Origin of the sequence: Stenotrophomonas sp. 2619 (assembly GCF_040548725.1) — a bacterium.
In the GTDB taxonomy this organism is placed as follows: domain Bacteria; phylum Pseudomonadota; class Gammaproteobacteria; order Xanthomonadales; family Xanthomonadaceae; genus Stenotrophomonas; species Stenotrophomonas maltophilia_AP.
Map to the genome: position 1 here is coordinate 36,519 of NZ_JBEPSF010000011.1, position 18,376 is coordinate 54,894.

21 protein-coding genes are annotated in these 18,376 nt (G+C 68.6%); 14 read left to right on the top strand and 7 right to left on the bottom strand.

Features of this window, described 5'->3' with window-relative positions; all coding sequences use genetic code 11:
- The first annotated feature begins 10 nt into the window (after nt 1-10).
- From ABIA71_RS12245 to ABIA71_RS12260, 4 genes are all read left to right on the top strand, one after another.
- Entirely contained in the window at nt 11-790 is a 780-nt protein-coding gene (locus tag ABIA71_RS12245) for an enoyl-CoA hydratase/isomerase family protein (protein WP_354285412.1), read from the top strand.
- Between the two features lie 223 nt (nt 791-1,013).
- The gene (gene tesB, locus ABIA71_RS12250) at nt 1,014-1,922 is read left to right on the top strand and encodes an acyl-CoA thioesterase II (protein WP_038689702.1); all 909 of its coding nucleotides are present in this window, start codon (nt 1,014-1,016) and stop codon (nt 1,920-1,922) included.
- A 1-nt stretch (nt 1,923) separates the two neighbouring features.
- On the top strand, nt 1,924-2,424 hold the full coding sequence (locus ABIA71_RS12255; protein ID WP_354285413.1) for a putative signal transducing protein: 501 nt from the start codon (nt 1,924-1,926) through the stop codon (nt 2,422-2,424).
- Between the two features lie 524 nt (nt 2,425-2,948).
- Complete coding sequence (locus ABIA71_RS12260) at nt 2,949-4,154, top strand: RNA polymerase sigma factor (RefSeq protein ID WP_354285414.1); 1,206 nt, start codon at nt 2,949-2,951, stop codon at nt 4,152-4,154.
- Between the two features lie 52 nt (nt 4,155-4,206).
- On the opposite strand, the gene ABIA71_RS12265 is transcribed toward ABIA71_RS12260, so the two are convergent.
- A complete protein-coding gene (locus ABIA71_RS12265) occupies nt 4,207-4,797 on the bottom strand; it encodes an EF-hand domain-containing protein (RefSeq protein WP_128097727.1) in 591 nt (196 codons plus the stop codon).
- Nucleotides 4,798-4,949: 152 nt separating this feature from the next.
- On the opposite strand from ABIA71_RS12265, the gene ABIA71_RS12270 reads away from it, so the two are divergent.
- Both ABIA71_RS12270 and ABIA71_RS12275 read left to right on the top strand, forming a co-directional pair.
- Nucleotides 4,950-5,705: an arginyltransferase gene (locus ABIA71_RS12270; RefSeq protein WP_354285415.1), complete on the top strand. Its 756-nt coding sequence runs from the start codon at nt 4,950-4,952 to the stop codon at nt 5,703-5,705.
- A 41-nt stretch (nt 5,706-5,746) separates the two neighbouring features.
- The gene (locus ABIA71_RS12275) at nt 5,747-6,949 is read left to right on the top strand and encodes an endonuclease/exonuclease/phosphatase family protein (protein WP_354285416.1); all 1,203 of its coding nucleotides are present in this window, start codon (nt 5,747-5,749) and stop codon (nt 6,947-6,949) included.
- Between the two features lie 83 nt (nt 6,950-7,032).
- On the opposite strand, the gene purT is transcribed toward ABIA71_RS12275, so the two are convergent.
- Nucleotides 7,033-8,217: a formate-dependent phosphoribosylglycinamide formyltransferase gene (gene purT / locus ABIA71_RS12280; RefSeq protein ID WP_354285417.1), complete on the bottom strand. Its 1,185-nt coding sequence runs from the start codon at nt 8,215-8,217 to the stop codon at nt 7,033-7,035.
- A 123-nt stretch (nt 8,218-8,340) separates the two neighbouring features.
- On the opposite strand from purT, the gene ABIA71_RS12285 reads away from it, so the two are divergent.
- From ABIA71_RS12285 to ABIA71_RS12310, 6 genes are read left to right on the top strand one after another with little or no spacing between them, the layout of a single operon-like run.
- Nucleotides 8,341-9,210, top strand: coding sequence for an SPFH domain-containing protein (locus ABIA71_RS12285; protein ID WP_354285418.1), 870 nt, complete (start codon nt 8,341-8,343; stop codon nt 9,208-9,210).
- Nucleotides 9,211-9,217: 7 nt separating this feature from the next.
- Nucleotides 9,218-9,397 (top strand): type II toxin-antitoxin system antitoxin, encoded by a 180-nt coding sequence (locus tag ABIA71_RS12290; RefSeq protein ID WP_354285419.1) that lies wholly within the window; start codon nt 9,218-9,220, stop codon nt 9,395-9,397.
- Nucleotides 9,394-9,570, top strand: a complete 177-nt coding sequence (locus ABIA71_RS12295; protein WP_159496068.1) for a DUF4177 domain-containing protein — start codon at nt 9,394-9,396, stop codon at nt 9,568-9,570. Before ABIA71_RS12290 ends, ABIA71_RS12295 begins: the two co-directional genes overlap by 4 nt.
- Before the next feature lies 1 nt (nt 9,571).
- The gene (locus ABIA71_RS12300; protein ID WP_354285420.1) at nt 9,572-10,870 is read left to right on the top strand and encodes an alpha/beta hydrolase; all 1,299 of its coding nucleotides are present in this window, start codon (nt 9,572-9,574) and stop codon (nt 10,868-10,870) included.
- Complete coding sequence (locus ABIA71_RS12305; RefSeq protein ID WP_354285421.1) at nt 10,867-11,421, top strand: PH domain-containing protein; 555 nt, start codon at nt 10,867-10,869, stop codon at nt 11,419-11,421. The genes ABIA71_RS12300 and ABIA71_RS12305 overlap by 4 nt, the downstream gene beginning before the upstream one ends.
- A gap of 9 nt (nt 11,422-11,430) precedes the next feature.
- The gene (locus tag ABIA71_RS12310; RefSeq protein ID WP_354285423.1) at nt 11,431-12,249 is read left to right on the top strand and encodes a M15 family metallopeptidase; all 819 of its coding nucleotides are present in this window, start codon (nt 11,431-11,433) and stop codon (nt 12,247-12,249) included.
- A 187-nt stretch (nt 12,250-12,436) separates the two neighbouring features.
- On the opposite strand, the gene ABIA71_RS12315 is transcribed toward ABIA71_RS12310, so the two are convergent.
- The 5 genes from ABIA71_RS12315 to ABIA71_RS12335 form a co-directional block, all read right to left on the bottom strand.
- Nucleotides 12,437-13,111, bottom strand: coding sequence for a DNA-3-methyladenine glycosylase family protein (locus tag ABIA71_RS12315; RefSeq protein WP_354285425.1), 675 nt, complete (start codon nt 13,109-13,111; stop codon nt 12,437-12,439).
- Between the two features lies 1 nt (nt 13,112).
- Entirely contained in the window at nt 13,113-13,484 is a 372-nt protein-coding gene (locus ABIA71_RS12320; RefSeq protein ID WP_354285427.1) for a DUF423 domain-containing protein, read from the bottom strand.
- A 103-nt stretch (nt 13,485-13,587) separates the two neighbouring features.
- Complete coding sequence (locus ABIA71_RS12325) at nt 13,588-14,667, bottom strand: polyketide cyclase (RefSeq protein WP_128097211.1); 1,080 nt, start codon at nt 14,665-14,667, stop codon at nt 13,588-13,590.
- A 315-nt stretch (nt 14,668-14,982) separates the two neighbouring features.
- Nucleotides 14,983-15,624, bottom strand: a complete 642-nt coding sequence (locus tag ABIA71_RS12330) for a response regulator (RefSeq protein ID WP_038689731.1) — start codon at nt 15,622-15,624, stop codon at nt 14,983-14,985.
- Nucleotides 15,625-15,635: 11 nt separating this feature from the next.
- Nucleotides 15,636-16,826, bottom strand: a complete 1,191-nt coding sequence (locus ABIA71_RS12335; protein ID WP_128097212.1) for a sensor histidine kinase — start codon at nt 16,824-16,826, stop codon at nt 15,636-15,638.
- 137 nt (nt 16,827-16,963) lie between these two features.
- Between ABIA71_RS12335 and ABIA71_RS12340 the strand changes: the two genes are divergently transcribed.
- On the top strand, nt 16,964-17,560 hold the full coding sequence (locus tag ABIA71_RS12340) for a GNAT family N-acetyltransferase (RefSeq protein WP_128097213.1): 597 nt from the start codon (nt 16,964-16,966) through the stop codon (nt 17,558-17,560).
- 13 nt (nt 17,561-17,573) lie between these two features.
- Complete coding sequence (minC, locus tag ABIA71_RS12345; RefSeq protein WP_354285430.1) at nt 17,574-18,356, top strand: septum site-determining protein MinC; 783 nt, start codon at nt 17,574-17,576, stop codon at nt 18,354-18,356.
- Nucleotides 18,357-18,376 lie beyond the last annotated feature (20 nt).

Genomic DNA, 18,376 nt, shown 5'->3' on the forward strand with positions numbered 1-18,376 from the left:
AGATCGCAGCATGACGACGCTTATCGAGGTGATCAACCATGGCCCCATCCGCGAACTGCGGCTGGCGCGCCCGCCGGTCAACGCGCTGGACACCGAGTTGTGCCGCCACCTGATCCACGCGATCAACCAGGCCATGGCCGATGACGCGCACGGCATCGTGCTGTCGGGCAGCGAGCGCATCTTCAGCGCCGGCATGGACGTGCCGCACCTGCTCGGCCATGGCGAGGACAAGCACAAGCTGCTCGACAGCTGGCAGGCCTTCTTCGGCGCGGTGCGCACCCTGGCCGAATGCCGGGTGCCGGTGGTGGCCGCGCTGACCGGCCATGCCCCGGCCGGCGGCTGCGTGCTGGCGCTGTGCTGCGATTACCGGGTGCTGGCGCGCAGCCCGGACCCGGCCCAGCCGACCGTAATCGGCCTGAACGAAGTCCAGGTGGGGCTGGTGGCCCCGGAAGGCATCCAGCGCCTGATGCGCCGCGTGGTCGGCCATCATCGCGCCACCCAGTTGCTGGTGGGCGGTGAAATGGTGCCGGCCGAGCGTGCGCTGGAGATCGGGCTGGTGGACGAACTGGCCGATGCCGCCCAGGTGGTGCCGCGCGCCGTGGCGTGGTTGCAGCGCCTGCTCAAGCTGCCCCGGCAGCCGATGCTGCTGACCCGCGCCATCGCCCGCGCCGACCTGCACGAGGCCCTGCACGCCGACCTGATCCAGCTCGACCGCTTCGTCGAGGCCTGGTACGCCCCGGACGCCCAGCAGGCGCTGCAGCAGCTGGCAGCCCGACTCGGCAAGGCCTGACCCGGTAGTGCCGGCCGCTGGCCGGCAACCCCGCACTGCTTCGAACGCCCGACCCGGTGCCGGCCGCTGGCCGGCAACCCCGGACTGCTTCGAAGACCCCAACCCGGTAGTGCCGGCCGCTGGCCGGCAACCCCGCACTGCTTCGATCGTTCTTCGCCTGATTGCCGGCCAGCGGCCGGCACTACCCTATAATTTGGGTTCGCCCACCCTCAGGTTGCTTCCCTTGTCCGACACGCACGAACCCGTCGTTTCCGAGCTGATCGATCTGCTCACGCTCGAGCGCCTGGAAGACAACCTGTTCCGCGGCCAGAGCCGCGATATCGGGACCAAGTACGTGTTCGGCGGGCAGGTGCTGGGCCAGGCACTGTCGGCCGCGCAGGCCACCGTGGACAACGGTCGCCACGTGCATTCGCTGCACGCCTACTTCCTGCGCGCTGGCAACATCGACCACCCCATCGTCTACGACGTGGACCGCACCCGCGACGGCGGCAGTTTTTCGGTGCGCCGGGTCACCGCGATCCAGCATGGCAAGGTGATCTTCTTCTGCGCGGCCTCGTTCCAGCAGGCCGAACAGGGCGCCGAGCACCAGCACAAGATGCCCGAAGTGCCGCAGCCGGAAGACATCGAACCCAACCGCCCGCTGCCGCCGGAGGTGCTCGAACGCCTGCCGATCAAGGTGCAGCGCTGGCTGTCACGCGGCGGCCCGTTCGAGTTCCGCCACGTCTACCCGCGCGACGAACTCAACCCGCCCAAGCGCCCGCCCTACCACCAGGTCTGGCTGCGCCTGAATGAAAAAGTGGGCGACGCGCCGGAACTGCACCAGGCGCTGCTGGCCTATGCCTCGGACTTCCACCTGCTGGGCACGGCGACATTCCCGCACGGCATCAGCTACTACCAGCCGCACGTGCAGATGGCCTCGCTCGACCACGCGATCTGGTTCCATCGCCCGTTCCGCGCCGACGACTGGCTGCTGTACTCGCTGGACAGCCCCAGCGCGCAGGATTCCCGCGGACTGGCCCGGGGCCAGTTCTTCACCCGCGATGGCCTGCTGGTGGCGAGCACCGCCCAGGAAGGCCTGATCCGCGTGGTACCCGACAGTGCCGCGGCCGCCGCCGTACCGGCCAAGGACTGACATGAGACAGATTTTCAACAGCCAGCGCGTGGAAACCGTGGAAGGCGTGGCCCAGCTGCTGCGCGATGCCGGTATCGAGGTGCGCATCACCAACGGCCGCTCGTACCACAGCAAGCGCGGCAGCCAGTTCAGCTACCTGGATACCAGCAAGGCCACCACCCATCCCACGCTGTGGGTAGTGCACGCCAATGACCAGCCGCGCGCGCGCGAGATCCTGCGCGACGCGCGCCTGCTGGAAACCACCCGGCGCGACCACCCCACCGCCGAGTTCGCCTTCCGCGACCAGGTGGGCGAAGTGGCCCCACGCCGCAACTGGGCCTGGCGCATCCGTATCGGCCTGCTGCTGGTCATTGCGGCCGTGGCGATGGTGGTGGTGATGCGCCACCGCAGCGCCCCGCCGGTGGCGGCCCCCGCCGTACAGCAGGCCCCGGCCGCAGCCCCGGCCCAGCCTGCGCCCCCGGAAGACGACGAAGTGCGGGTCCGGATCCAACCGGCGAAGTAACCGGCCCTGCCGGGCGCTGCCCGGCCCGATCCCATAACGCCGGGCTCTGCCCGGCAACCCGCACCGCCCGATCCGCGTAGCGCCGGGCTCTGCCCGGCAACCCGCACCGCCCGATCCGCGCAGCGCCGGGCTCTGCCCGGCATCCCGCACCGCCCGATCCGCGTAGCGCCGGGCTCTGCCCGGCTACCCGCACCGCCCGATCCGCGTAACGCCGGGCTCTGCCCGGCAACCCGCGCCGCCCGATCCCCGTAGCGCCGGGCTCTGCCCGGCAACCCGCACCGCCCGATCCCCGTAGCGCCGGGCTCTGCCCGGCATCCCGCACCGCCCGATCCGCGTAGCGCCGGGCTCTGCCCGGCTGCCCGGCTGCTCCTGCGGCCAGGTCCATGCAGAGCCGGCCAGCGGCCGGCCCTACCGGTCACAGGCAGCCGGCCGGCACTAGCGGGTCACAGGCAACCGGTCGGCCCCACGCGGTCACATTCTTTCGCGGCCTTCGTCATACTCGGATCACCTCCGGAAACGACGCCATGACGCCCCAGCTGACCGCCACCCTGGAACGCGAACTGCCCGCGGCTGCCTCTGGTTGCACCCAGTCCTACGGGCGCATCGTGCTGGCCTGCCAGAACACCGTCACTGCGATCGCCCTGGCGATCACCCGCGACGTGCAGGCCAGCGAGGACATCGCGCAGGAGGCCTTCATCAAGGCCTGGCAGCAGCTCAACCAGCTGAGCAATCCGTCCAGCTTCCTGCCGTGGCTGCGCCAGATCACCCGCAACCTGGCCCGCGACTGGCTGCGCGCCAACCGCGGCCGCCCGCTCTCCGGCGAAGCGGCCGAAATCGCGATCAGCATGGCCGCCGATCCCGGCCCGACCGCGCCCGAGCGTCTGCAGCGGGTGGAAGAGGAACTGGCGGCCGAAGAGATCATTTCGGCCCTGCCCGAAGACGCCCGCGAAACCCTGCTGCTGTACTACCGCGAGGGCCAGCGCTCACAGCAGGTGGCCGACCTGCTCGGGCTCAGCGATGCCGCCGTGCGCAAGCGCCTGTCGCGCGCCCGCGCCAGCGTGCGTGAGGAAATGCTGCGCCGTTTCGGCGATTTCGCGCGCAGCAGCGCCCCCAGCGCCGCGTTCGCCACCACCATTGCCTCGGTGCTGATGGTCGCCGCCCCCGGCACCGCCAGTGCCGCGATCCTGCTCGGCACCGGGCTGGGCACCGGCAAGCTCGGCCTGGGCGGGGCCACGGTCTCGGGCGGCACGGCGTTGGGCTCGCTCAGCGCGGCGCTCAGCCAGAACGCGACCCCGGACCAGATGCTGAGCCTGGGCGCGGTCATCGGCGGCCTGGTCGGCGGCATGCTGGGCAGCTATCTCGGCGGGCGCTACCTGTTGTCGTATGCCGAATCGTCCGGCGAACGGGAGCAGATCCGCCGGTTCGTGGTGCTGAGCAGCGTCACCGCGATGGTGATGTGCGTGTCGGTGCTGATGCTGAGCGTGCTGGAAGCGCCGGTCTGGATGCTGTTGTCGGCGATGGCGCTTGGCATGGCCGCGGTCAACTACCAGTGCCTGTTCCCGCTGCAGAAGGTGATGGCGCCGATGCTGGCACGCGATGCGGCGCGCCATGGCCGCAGCGGACCAAGCTGGACCTTCCAGCTGATGTACGGCCGTTGGGCGGTGGTGCTGGTCACCCTGGGCGTGGCCGCGCTGGTGCTGTACAGCCTGGTGCGCACCGGGCGGCTCTGAACGACACGGGCGCCGGTCGATGACCGGCGCCCGTGAGTAGTGCGGCGAAGGCTTACTTTGCTGCCGGTGCCTTCGGCGGCATCGGCGGCTTGCCATCGCGGTGGCCGCCACGCGGGCCACCGACCGGCCCCTTGGCCGCATCGAACTCGGCCTTGCTCAGCTGGCCGTCCTTGTTGGTGTCGGCCGCGGCGAACCACGCATCGCGGTGCTGCTTGCGGCCCAGCTCGCGGTCGGCCTTGTCCAGGTAGCCGTCCTTGTTGACGTCCATCTGGTCGAAGCGCGCGGCCAGGCGCGGGTCGGCCTTGGCTTCCTCGCGGCTGATGCGGCCGTCCTTGTTGGTATCCAGTTTGGCCATCATCTCGCCACGGCCACCCGGGCCGCGACCATGGCGTGCGCCGTGCCAACGCGGCAGTTCGTCGCGCGAGAGCTTGCCGTCCTTGTTCTTGTCCAGCGTGTCGAACTGCGCGGCCAGGCGCGGCGCCTTGGCGGCTTCGGCACGGTCGATGACGCCATCGCCATTGGTGTCCAGCTTGGCGCGGGGCGGTGCGCCGGCCGGGGGCGGCACGTCGGCGGCCATGGCCAGGCCGGCGGCGCCGGTGGACAGCAGCAGGGCCAGCAGCAGAAGGGGTTTGCGATTGCGCATGGGTCACTCCGGTAGGGGAAATCGGCGTGCGGTGCATCGGCACCCACGCCTACAACAACGCGTGGCTGCCGGCGGCGTTGACAGCCGGGCCGGTCATGTTCATCTGGCGGACAGTCGCGCCCGCTGCGACGCCCCGGCGCTATGCTGTGGGCATGGCAATTCATGGCGACCGCGACGACGAGCTGCGACTGTTCCAGACCGGTGACCACCCCTGTGGTTACTGGCCGGAACGGGCCGCGCGCGACCTGGTGCTGGACCCGCACGATGCGCGGCTGGGCACGCTGTACCCGATGGCGTTGAGCTGGGGTTTCCGGCGCTCGGGCGACCTGGTGTACCGGCCGCACTGTGCCAACTGCCACGCCTGCGTGTCGGTGCGTATTCCGGTGGCGCGCTTCGCCCCGGACCGCAGCCAGCGCCGCTGCCTGGCCCGCAACGCGGATCTCGAAGTGCGGATCGTGGCGGCCGAGCAGACCGAAGAGCAGTTCGCGCTCTACCACCGCTACCTCACCCACCGCCACGCGCAGGGCGGCATGGACGGGCACGGCCCGCACGAATTCGACCAGTTTCTGATCGGGCAATGGGCACAGGGCCGCTTCATGGAACTGCGCGCGCCCGGCCAGACCGGCAGGCGCGGCGAGCTGCTCGGAGTCGCGGTCACCGATGTCACCCCGCAGGGGCTGTCGGCGGTGTACACCTTCTTCGACCCCGAGCACGCCCACCGCAGCCTGGGCACGTTCGCGATCCTGCAGCAGATTGCCTGGGCCCGGCGCGAGCAGCTGCCGCACCTGTACCTGGGCTACTGGATCCGCGACCACCGCAAGATGGATTACAAGCGCCGGTTCCGCCCGCTGGAGGCCTACGACGGGCGCCGCTGGCACGAATTCGACGATGCCCGGGAAGGGCGCTGACTGACCCAGCAATGCAATGCGCGCCAGTGCAGAATAGGCGCATGAAAGCCCATCCCCTGATCCTTGCCCTGGCCCTGCTGTGCAGCGCCTGCGCACAGACCCCCGCCAAGACCGCCATGCAGGAAGCCTCCCCCGAGCCGCTGCGGATTGCCACCTACAACACCTCGCTGTACAGCGACGAGACCGGCGGGCTGATCGCCGAGCTGGAAGGCGACAGCGAGCACGCCCGCAAGATCGCCGCGGTACTGCAGCAGGTCCGCCCGGACCTGGTGCTGCTCAACGAGTTCGACTACGACGACGCGCACCGCGCCGCCGACCTGTTCCAGCAGCGCTACCTGGAAACCGCCCAACCCGGCGGCGGCAAACCGCTGCACTACGCCTACCGTTACCTGGCCCCGGTCAACACCGGCGTGCAGAGCGGGCTGGACCTGGACAACAACGGGCAGATCGGCGGCGACGGCCGCGCGCGTGGCAACGATGCATGGGGCTACGGCCTGCACCCGGGCCAGTACGGCATGCTGGTGCTGTCGCGCTATCCCATCGATGAAACCAAGGTGCGCAGCTTCCAGCTGCTGAAGTGGAGCACGCTGCCCGGCGCGCTGCGCCCGATCGATCCGCGCACTGGAAAGTCCTTCTACAACGACCACGTCTGGTCGCAGCTGCGGCTGTCGTCCAAGTCGCATTGGGACGTACCGGTGACCACGCCCAACGGCGTGGTGCATGCGCTGGTGTCCCACCCCACCCCGCCGGTGTTCGACGGCCCGGAGAAGCGCAACGCCGCGCGCAACCACGACGAACTGCGGCTGTGGCAGGAATACCTGGCGGCCGGCAGCAAACCCTGGCTGTGTGACGACAAGGGCCAGTGTGGTGGCCTGCAGCAGGACGCCCGCTTCGTGATCCTGGGCGACCTCAACAACGACCCGGTCGACGGCGATGGCCGCCACGAGGCGATCGTGGAGCTGATCGAGAACCCGCGCGTGCTGCGCTACCCGACCCCGCGCAGCGTGGGCGCCGAGCAGAACAGCCTGGCGTATGCGGAAAAGGGCATCGTGCGCAGGGGCGCACCCTTCCATGCCACCGGCGATTTCGGCCCGAAGTCGGGCACGATGCGGCTGGACTACGTGCTGCCCTCCGTCGGCTTCGCGTTCGTAGGCAGCGGCGTGTTCTGGCCGGCCAATGAAAGCCCGGAAGCGAAGATCGCCGATGGCAGCGACCACCACCTGGTGTGGGTGGACGTGCGTTGATCGTTCCCCCGCGGTAGGCGACGACCGTTGGTCGTCGCGTCAGGGTGGGTTGGCGACGACCGCAGGTCGTCGCCCCCGGTCCATCACCGCAATTCGATCCCGATCGCCTCCGCCGCCTCACGCGCAATCTTCCGCGCCGCATCGATATCCGCGCCACGCGCCAGGGTCACACCCACGCGGCGGTGCCCATGCACGCTCGGCTTGCCGAACAGGCGCAGCGCCGAATCCGGCTGCACCAGCGCTTCGGCCACGTTGCTGAAGAACGGCACGCCTTCGCCATGGGCCAGCATCGCGCACGAGGCCGACGGACCGTTCTGGCGGATCAGCGGAATCGGCAGGCCCAGGATCGCGCGCGCATGCAGGGCAAACTCGCTCAGCTCCTGCGACGCCAGCGTCACCAGCCCGGTGTCATGCGGGCGCGGCGACACTTCGCTGAACCACACTTCGTCGCCCTTCACGAACAGCTCCACGCCGAACAGGCCCCAGCCACCGAGGTCATCGGTGATCGCCTGCGAGATTTCCTCGGCACGCGCCAGCGCGCGCGGCGACATCGGCTGCGGCTGCCAGCTTTCGCGGTAGTCGCCGTCCTTCTGCCAGTGCCCGATCGGTGCACAGAACGCGGTGCCGGCCGCATGCCGCACGGTCAGCAGGGTGATTTCGTACTCGAAGTCGATGAAGCCTTCCACGATGCAGCGCCCGGCGCCGGCACGGCCACCGGTCTGCGCGTATTCCCAGGCCGGGGCGATGTCGGCCTCGCTGCGCAGCGTGCTCTGGCCCTTGCCCGAGGACGACATCACCGGCTTGACCACGCACGGCAGGCCGATCGCGGCCACTGCGGCGCGGTACTCGGCCTCGGTATCCACGAACCGGTACGGCGAGGTGGGCAGACCGAGGGTTTCAGCGGCCAGCCGACGGATGCCTTCGCGGTCCATGGTGAGGCGGGCGGCGCGCGCGGTCGGGATCACCCGCAGGCCGCTTTCCTGCTCCAGCTGGACCAGGGTTTCGGTGTGGATCGCTTCGATTTCCGGGACCACCAGGTGCGGCTGCTCCTTGGCGATCAGCGCGCGCAGCGCCATCGCATCCAGCATGTCGATCACGTGCGAGCGGTGCGCCACCTGCATGGCCGGCGCATCGGCATAGCGGTCGGCGGCGATCACCTCCACCCCCAGGCGCTGCAGCTCGATGGCGACCTCCTTGCCCAGTTCACCGGAGCCCAGCAGCAGGACGCGGGTGGCGGAGGGAGACAACGGCGTGCCGAGCGTGGACATGGCGGTATTCCGGGCAACAGGGGTGGGAGCGCATTTTAAGGCTTCCTCGTGGGCGAAACCGGGGCACTTGCAACCTGATATCAATTTGATATCGTTCAAGCCAACCACCCAAGGACGCCCGCCATGAAAGAGATGCCCACCCGTTCGCTGTCCGGCCTGCCGTTCCTGCTCGGGGTGCTGGTCCTGCTGGGGCTGTCCGCGTGGCTGTTCATCGCAGGCGCGCGCACGCTTCCGGTGTCGCCCGGCCTGATGTTGGGCGGCGTCGCGCTGGCGATCGTGGCCATGCTCAGCCTGACCGGCCTGTACACGGTGCAGCCCAACCAGGCGGTGGTGCTGAGCCTGTTCGGCAAGTACGTGGGCACGGTCAAGGACAACGGCCTGCGCTGGAACAACCCGTTCTTCAGCAAGAAGAAGGTCAGCCAGCGCGTGCGCAACTTCGAAAGCGGCAAGCTCAAGGTCAACGAGCTGGACGGCAGCCCGATCGAGATTGCCGCGGTGATCGTCTGGCAGGTGGTGGACGCTTCCGAGGCCGTCTACAACGTGGATGACTACGAGAGCTTCGTGCACATCCAGTCCGAATCGGCGCTGCGCGCGATGGCCACCAGCTACCCCTACGACCAGCACGAGGAAGGCCAGCTGTCGCTGCGCAGCCACGCCGCCGAGATCTCCCAGCACCTCAAGGACGAACTGGCCGAGCGCCTGGCCGATGCCGGCGTGCAGGTGATCGATGCGCGCATCAGCCACCTGGCCTACGCACCGGAAATTGCCCAGGCGATGCTGCAGCGCCAGCAGGCCAATGCCGTGATCGCCGCGCGCACGCGGATCGTCGCCGGCGCGGTGGGCATGGTGGAAATGGCGCTGGCCGAGCTGCAGAAGAACGGCGTGGTGCAGCTGGATGAAGAGCGCAAGGCGCACATGGTGAGCAACCTGCTCACCGTGCTCTGCTCGGACCGTGGCACCCAGCCGGTGGTCAACGCCGGCTCGCTGTACTGATGCCCGCATGAGCGAGAAGAAAGCCTATCCGCTGCGCATCAATGCCGAGATCCTCGCGGCGCTGCAGCGGTGGGCCGATGACGAGTTGCGCAGCGCCAACGCGCAGATCGAATACGTACTGCGCGATGCACTGCGCAAGGCCGGCCGCCTTCCCAAACCGGATGCAAGCGAGGAGAGCACACCATGAGCAAGCGTTGGAGCTACCTGACTGTCGAAGTAAAGCCGTCGTGGACCGGGCTGAAGTCCGATGACCTGCAGACCGAACTCAACCGTCATGGCCAGCTCGGCTGGGAACTGGTGAACGTGCTGCAGACCCAGCCGATGGGCGTGGCGGTGCTGCTGTTCAAGAAGGAGGTCTGAGATGGCCGCCCTGCTTCGGCGCAGTGCTGCGCTGCTGTTGTCCACGCTGGCCTTTGCGGCCTCGGCGGCGACGCCACCGGCACAGGTGGCCACCCAGTTGCTCGACCACCTCCAGGCCGGTGACGGTGCCGCCGCCGTGGCGATGTTCACCCCGGAAATGGCCGAGGCCGTCCCTGCGCCCCGCTTGTTGGCCCTGTGGCAATCGTTCGGCGAACCCCGTGGCCGCGGCGCAGCGGAGATCATCTCCACCAGCCACCGCCCCGACGCGGTGGTGCAGTCCCTGCAGTTTGCCTCCGGCACCGTGGACGCCAGCATGGTGGTGGACGAGCAGGGCCGTATCGCCGGGCTGCATTTCAAGCCCGCCAACCCTGCCGCCGCGCCATCGGTACCCGCCGATGCCACCTATGCCGAAGTGCCCCTGGACGTGGTGACTGTCACGGGCACCCTGCCCGGCACGCTGGCCCGGCCGCAGAGCGACGGCCGCGTGCGTGCGGTGGTGCTGGTGCACGGCTCCGGGCCGCAGGACCGGGATGAAACCATCGGTGCCAACCGCCCGTTCCTGGACGTGGCGCGCGGCCTGGCCGCGCAGGGCATCGCGGTGCTGCGCTTTGAGAAGCGCAGCCGCGTGCGCCCGCAGGATTTCAGCGGCGACCGCTACACCATGGACGATGAGACCACCGACGACGCGGTTGTCGCCGTGGCAACGCTGGCCGCCGACAGCGGGATCGATCCGCGCCATATCTACGTCATGGGGCACAGCCAGGGCGGCATGCTGGCGCCGCGCATCGCCGCGAAGTCGGGCAAGGTGGCCGGGCTGGTCCTGTGGGCAGCACCGGCCCGCTCGCTGCTGACCCTGCTGCCCGAACAGAACCGCTACCTGCTCGGGCTGGACGGCCAGATCAGCGCGGACGAACAAGCCTTCCTGGACACTTTGGACCGCCAGATCGCCGCCGCCCGCAGTGATGCCGACGTGCCTGCGGCCGATCTGCCGCTGCGCCTGCCGGCCCACTACTGGCGCACGTTCGAGGCGATCGATCCGGTTGCCGATGCCCGGTCGTCGCCGCTGCCGATGCTGTTGCTGCAGGGCGGCCGTGACTTCCAGGTGGTGGACACCGATTGGCAGCTCTGGCAGCGCGGCCTTGCCCGCCAGCGCCAGGTCAGCTTCAAGTACTACCCGCCGTTGAACCACCTCGGCATCGCCGGCGAAGGACCGGGCTCGCTGCAGGAATACAGCCGCCCGGGCCACGTGCTGCCGGCGCTGATCGATGACGTGGCCGCGTGGATCCGGGCGCAGCCATGAGTACGGCGCGCGCGACCGACACGGACTTTGCCGTGGCCCCGGCGCCGGTCTGGCGCCTGCTGTGGCTGTGGGTGCCGATGCTGGCCGTGGCAGCGCTGATCGTGGCCACCACGCTGCAGTCGGCCCAGCGCACCCCGCACGAGCTGGGCCTGACGCTGCCGTTCCTGGCGGTGATCACCGCGGTACTGAGCGCGGCGTATTTCCGCCGCCGCATCCAGCTGCAGGGCCGCGACCTGGAGGTGGTGTCCACGTTCTATCGCAAGCGGGTGGCGGTGGATGCCCTGCAACTGGACCAGGCGCGGGTGGTGGACCTGGCCGAGCATGGCAGTCTCAAGCCGGTGGTGAAGACCAATGGCTACGGCATGCCCGGCTTCCTGTCCGGGCACTACCGCATGCGTGACCGGCGCAAGGCGTTCTGCCTGCTCACCGATGCCAGCCGCGTGCTGTACCTGCCGCTGCGCGATGGCAGCGTGCTGGTGCTGAGCCCGGAAAAACCCCGCGAGCTGCTGGCCGCCCTGCAGGCGCTGGCCGTGCCCGGGCGCACGCACTAAGCTGATCGCATGCGCCGCGCCCCTGCCCTGCTGATCAACACCGCCGACATCGAACTGTGGCCCGGCGGCCTGCTGCGCGCACGCAGCAACGCCGACGCGCGCGCGCTGGCCCGGGCGCGCTGGGTACTGCGCCGCAAGCGGGATGGCCGCTACCTGGCCGTGGCCACCGCGCACGGCGTCCTGCCCCTGGTACCGCGCTTGATGCGCGAGGATGGCATTGAAGCCGCGCTCGACGCGCTGGACCAGCGGGCGCTGGCCCCTGGCCGCCGCGCGGTGGCCGACAGCATGCTGCTGCCACTGAGCGGCCTGCAGCAGCGGCTGGCGCAGCTGGAGATCGATGCAGACGGCTATGAAGCCACCACCGGGCTGGCGCTGGAGGCCGAACCGGCGCAGCTGCACCTGGCCGGCTTCGATCGCTACCGGCGGCCCCTGTGGCTGCGCCGCTCTGCCGCACGCGGCTGGCAGCGCCTGCAGCTGGCCGCCGCTGCGGAAGGCATCGCGCTGGATGCGATCTCCGGCTACCGCAGCCATGCCTACCAGCTGGGTATTTTCGAGCGCAAGCGCGCGCGCGGACTGGCCGTGGCCGACATCCTGCAGGTCAACGCCGCCCCCGGCTACAGCGAACACCACAGCGGCTTCGCGCTGGATATCGGCACGCCCGGCGAACCGCCGGCCGAAGAGAGTTTCGAACACACCGCCACGTTTGCGTGGCTGCAGGACAATGCCGCGCGGTTCGGCTTCCAGTTGAGCTACCCGCGCGACAACCCGCACGGCATCGTCTACGAGCCGTGGCACTGGTGCTGGCGCGATGGGAACGCGCTGGGCTGAAGCCGCGTAGCGCCGGGCTCTGCCCGGCCGCTCGTGGCTGCACGGCGTGGCCGGGCAGAGCCCGGCGCTACGGATTGTTGAGGCCACCCGGCGCTACGGATTGCTGAGGCCACCCGGCGCTACGGATTGCGTTGCCGGGCCACCCCGGCGCTATGGGTTGCCGGCAGCGCCCGGCACCTGCCGCTGATCAGTCCTGCGAGCGGTTGGTTGTTTCTTTGGTGTCGGCGCTGAAGTCGGCGATGCGCCACAGGTACAGGCTGGCGTAGGTCCGGTACGGGCCCCATTTTTCGCCGCGTGCCTGCAGTTCCTTCGGGGTGGGCATGGCCTCGGCCTTGTCCACGCGCTGGGCGCCTTTGCGGATGCCGAGGTCGTCGATGGGCAGGATGTCCGGGCGGCCGAGGCGGAACATCAGCATCATCTCCACGGTCCAGCGGCCAATGCCGCGGATCGGCACCAGTGCGTCGATGATCGCGTCGTGCCCCATCACCGACATCCGGCGCAGGTCGGGAATCTGGCCGTCGGCCTCGCGCCGGGCCAGGTCGCGCAGCGCCAAAGCCTTGTTGCCCGATACCCCACAGACGCGCAGGGCGGCATCGCCGATCCGGCCCAGCGTATCGGCATGCAGGCGCTGGCTGCCGATGGCCACTTCCACCCGCCCCACGATGGTCGAGGCGGCCTTGCCGCTGAGCTGCTGGAACAGGATCGCGCGCGCCAGCGCATCGACCGGGTCGAACCGTTTGGACCAGCCCGGCGGGGCCTCGATCGGACCCAGCCGTTTCATCCACGTGCCCAGGCGGCGGTCCCGCCGGCTCAGCCAGGCGTGCGCCTGCTCTACGTCGAAGCCGCGACTGAAGCGTGGCATGTCAGCGGCGCAGTGCGTTCAGGCCGTAGGCCAGCCAGCCCAGCATCAGCGCGGTGCCGCCCACCGGGGCCAGCTGCGTGCTGAGCTTCCACAACGCCCCGGCCACCAGGCTGCCGGAGAACAGCAGGGTGCCGATCAGCAGCACATACAGCGCCAGCTTGCCCCCGCTGTTCTGCTGGGTGGGCCCGAGGACCGCCAGGGCCACGCCGTGGCCGAAGGCGTACAGCGCGGCGGTGGTCACGTGCGACTGTGCCAACGGGTCGGCGATGCCGTGCGAGGCGTAGGCCGACAGGCCCACGGCCGTGGCGGCCAGCAGGCCACCGAAGCAGGCCAGCAGGGAGGGTTTGCGTGCGCGTCGTTCCAGGTTGAGCATGCGGACATCCTTCGAGGAATGCTCCGCGGGCGGAGCAAAAAAAAACGCGCCGCAGGAAGCGGCGCGTTTTTCGTCGTGCGTTACATCACCGGTGACCGTCGGTTTACTTGACGGCCCAGTAGATGTCGTACGTGCCTTCCGGCGTGAACGACTTGTCCACGCCGTCCTTCCAGGACTCGTACGGACGGTCGATCACTTCGTTGCCGTTGGTCACCGACCACGCGCGCAGGGCGTTGCGGGCGATGTCCAGGCCAGCCATGTGGCCGGTGTAGGCCGCGTGGGCCGAACGGTGCGGGGCCACGTGCACGTACTTCACCGGGGCACCGGCGTCAATCTTGACGGTCAGGGCATCGGCAGCAGCACCCTGGGTGCCCTTCTTCTTGACCGGCTGGGCCACGTCGAAGGCGTACTTCTCGGCGCCGAAATCGGTGGTGATGATGCGGAACGGACCGGCGGCTTCGAGGTCATTGGCCTCCATCACGCGCTTGATCCACTCCTGGTTGTCCTTGATGGACTTGGTGATGGTCTCCTGGCCGCGATCGACGTTACCGGCGGTGACCACCAGCAGGTCTTCAACCGGGACGTCCACGATGGCCAGATCGGTCAGCGGGGCTTCGGCGGTGCGGTAGTCGATGTTGGGCACGGTGGCCAGCATGTTGGCCATGCGCGACAGACCCAGCTTCAGGTCGTCACCAACGTGACGGCTGACATACAGACCCGCGTAACGGCCAAACAGGTTGAAGCCGTACTTGATGCTGTAGTCCTGGGTGATCTTGACGTTGCGGCCACCCTTGCCGGTCGGCTCCAGGGTGAAGCTGGTCTTCTTGTCGTGGCCCTTGGTCGGGTCCTCGATGGCGATGGACACCAGCTTGTTCTTCTCCGACTCGGTGATCTCCCAGCTGCCCTGGCCCAACGAGCTTTCCTTGGAAGAATAATCCAGACGTGCGCCAACGCCGGCAGCGGGGCCGGAGAGCTTCAGTTCAACGGCGGGATCGCGCAGCAAGAGCGGGTTCCAGTCCTTGAAGCGGCGCAGGCTGTTGACCGTGTCGAACACGATCGTCATCTTGCGGTTGGTCTCGATGCTTTCGGAAATATGGCGCTCGCCCGGCAGACATACGCCAATGATGACGAACAGGCCAGCCACGATCCCCAAGGCGATCAGGAACTCGATAATACGGGTCATTCAGAAGTCTCCGGGGCCGATCCCACGGCCGGGTTGATTGAAGCGAAGCGCCAATCCTAGCAGGCTTCGCGGGTGTTGTAGATCAGGATTGGCGCACCGGTTTCCATGCCGGCAGCGGTTTTGCATAGACAAGGAGCGGAACGATAACGTATCGCGCGTGTCAGCACGTAGCGGTTCGGGAATATTTCTTTGCCGGATTCGGCCGAATGGGGCGTTTTCCGGCGCGCAGCCCTTGTGGCACAAGGGATCCGGCGCATATTCAGGATATTGCACAAAGACCACCGGCCATGGCGCGCCGGTGGCCCTGGCGCGGTCTCAGACCAGCTGCAGCTCGAAGGCCTTCAATACCGCGCGGGTGCGGTCGCGGACGCCCAGCTTGGACAGGATGTTGGACACGTGGTTTTTGATCGTGCCCTCGGCCACGCCCAGTGAATTGGCGATCTCCTTGTTGGAGAAACCACTGGCCATCAGCCGCAGGATCTCGGTCTCGCGGTCGGTCAGCGGGTCGGGCCGGTCCAGGCTGACGAATTCATTGCGCATGTGCTCCAGCCCGGACAGCAGCCGCTGGGTCACCGCCGGCTGCACCAGCGAACCGCCGTCAGCCACGGTGCGGATTGCGCCCACCAGCTGTTCCAGGGTGACGTCCTTGAGGAGATAGCCCTTGGCACCGGCCTTGAGCCCGGCCAGTACCAGCTGGTCGTCGTCGAAGGTGGTCAGGATGATGGTCGGCGGCAGCTGGCCCAGCCGCGACAGCATCTGCAGCGCCTCCAGCCCGGACATCACGGGCATGCGCATGTCCATCAGCACCACGTCCGGACGGATCTGCGGGACCACCTCGACCGCCTGGCGGCCGTCGGCGGCCTCGGCGACCACTTCGATCCCGTCGTCGAGCGCCAACAGCGAGCGGATCCCCTGCCGCACCAGGGTTTGGTCGTCGACCAGGCAGACGCGAATCATCAACGAACTCCTCATGTAACAGGGGCCAGCATCAACACTGGCGCGCCGGGAACCGAGGCGCGCAGGCGGAAGCCCTGACCCCGGCGGGTTTCAATCTGCAGCTCACCGCCACATTGATACAAGCGTTCACGCATGCCGCGCAGGCCGTTGCCGACCACGATGCCGTCCGCGCCCACCCCGTCATCATGCGCCTGGATGACCACCTCGCCTTCACTTTCACGCCTTACCTGGATCCACAGGTTGCGCGCGTTGGCGTGGCGCACCGCATTGGTGATGATTTCCTGGGTGCAGCGCAGCAGCACATGGGCGCGCTCGGGGTCTTCGACGTTCAGCGGTTCGGCGATGTCCAGGTGGATGTCCAGCGACGGCACCTGCTCGGTGAGCGGGCGCAGCGCGGCAGCCAGGTCGATGGCGCCGCTGTCGCGGATCTGGCTGACCGCCTCGCGCACGTCGGTGAGCAGCAGCTTGGCCAGGGTATGGGCCTGGTGCACATGCTCCTGGGCCTGGCCGTCGGTGAGGTGCCCGGCCACTTCCAGGTTCAGGCTGAGCGCGGTGAGGTGGTGGCCCAGCAGGTCGTGCAGTTCCCGCGAAATGCGGGTGCGCTCGTTGACCCGGGCGCTCTCGGCCAGCAGCACGCGGGTGGCGCGCAGTTCGGTGTTGAGCCGGCGCTGTTCTTCACGGGCGTCGGTCTGCTGCCGCGCGACCAGGCTGGTCACGAAGATGAACATGGAGAACCCGCCGTACAGCAGCGACTGCATCAGCGCCTCGAACAGCGGCATGCGCAGGATCAGGTAGTACACCGGCAGCACCGCCAACTGGCTGAGCAGCAGCCACAGGACCCCGCCGCGCACCTGCAGCATCCACGGGATGACCCCGGCGGCCACCATCATCAGGATGCTGCCCAGGCCCGACCCGCTCAGGTAGCTCACGCCCAGCGCCGAGGTGGTGAGCAGCAGCAGCACGACCCGGTCGTACCAGGCCGAATGGCCGCCGCCGTCGCGCAGGCCGCGGGTCAACCAGAAGTAGCAGGCACCGAAGGTGAGGTAGGCGGTGAACAGCCAGACCGCCCAGCTGTCCAGGCCGTCGCCGCGGTGGCGCAGCAGCGATTCGTACTGGGAATAGACCACGGGCAGGCCGACCATGACCCAGGTGAACAGGCCGGCCAGTCGCAGTACTCGGGTTTGGCTCAGGTATCCCAGCATGGACGCATCTTAGGCTGAACCTGCGCCCCTGCACTCCCACATAAGTCATGGGCGGCGATTCGCCCGGGCCCGCCACCCGTGCAATAATCCGATGAGGGTCCCTTGATGGACCAACCGCGTTACCCCACGGAGTCACAATGTCGATTGTCATCCGCGACGTGCGCGAGCACGAGCTCGATTCCGTCCTGGCCCTGAACAACAATGCCGGCCTGGCCATCCTGCCGCTGGATGCCGCCCGCCTGCGCCTGTTCTATGAAACCGCTGAGTATTTCCGCGTCGCCGAGCGCGACGGCAACCTGGCCGGCTTTTTGATCGGCTTCGGCAGCGACAGCCAGCACGACAGCAGCAACTTCGCCTGGTTCCAGCAGCAGCTGGACAGCAAATTCTTCTATATCGACCGCATCGTGGTCGCCAGCCGCCGTCGCGGCGGTGGCGTCGGCCGTGCGTTCTATGCCGATGCACAGAGCTATGCCGAGTTGCGCTACCCGCAGATGACCTGCGAGGTGTTCCTGGACCACGGCGCCGACGCGGCGCTGCTGTTCCATGGCAGCTTCGGCTTCCGCGAGGTCGGGCAGAACAACATGGCCCACGTGGACGTGCGCGCCAGCATGCTGCTCAAGGACCTGTGCAGTTACCAGTGGGTGCACGACACCTACGGCGACCAGCTGCCGGACGTGCCCTGGGTGGGCCACCGTCGCGAGCCGCTGCGCGCGCATCGACCGACGGGGACCTGAGGTGGCGGCAAACATGGATTTTGAACAGGCCGGTGAACTGAAGATCGGCCAGGTGGGAATCGCCAACCTGCGCATCCGCACCCTGGATGTGGATCGCCTCACCCGTGAGATGCACGACCGCGTGGCGCGGGCGCCGAAGCTGTTCGGGCGCGCGGCGGTGATCCTGGATTTCGGCGGGCTCAGCCAGATCCCGGACGTGGCCACGGCCAAGGCCCTGCTGGATGGGCTGCGCAGCGCCGGCGTGCTGCCGGTGGCGCTGGCCTACGGCACCACCGAAACCGAGCTGCTGTCGCAGCAGCTGGGGCTGCCGCTGCTGGCCAAGTTCCGCGCACAGTACGAACGCGCCGAGCTGGACGCGGTCCCGGCCGCCCCGCCGCCGCCCGCCCCTGCGCCTGCACCGGAACCGGCACGGCGTGCCCGCGCGGCCACGCCGGCCCCCGTGCCGGCCACCCCGGCCAAGGCACCGCAGCCGGGTCGCATGCAGACCAGCAACGTGCGCTCGGGCCAGCAGCTGTACGCAGAGAACTGCGACCTGACGGTGATGGCCACGGTGGGCGCGGGTGCCGAGGTAATCGCCGATGGCAGCATCCATATCTACGGTACGCTGCGGGGCCGTGCCCTGGCCGGTGCCCAAGGCAACACCACGGCACGTATCTTCTGCCGTGAATTCCATGCTGAACTGGTCGCCATTGCCGGCCATTACAAGGTACTGGACGATGTTCCGGACACGCTGCGCGGCAAGGCCGTGCAGGTGTGGCTGGAGCAGGACCAGATCAAGATCGCGGCGCTGGACTGATCCGGCGCCCAACCATATGA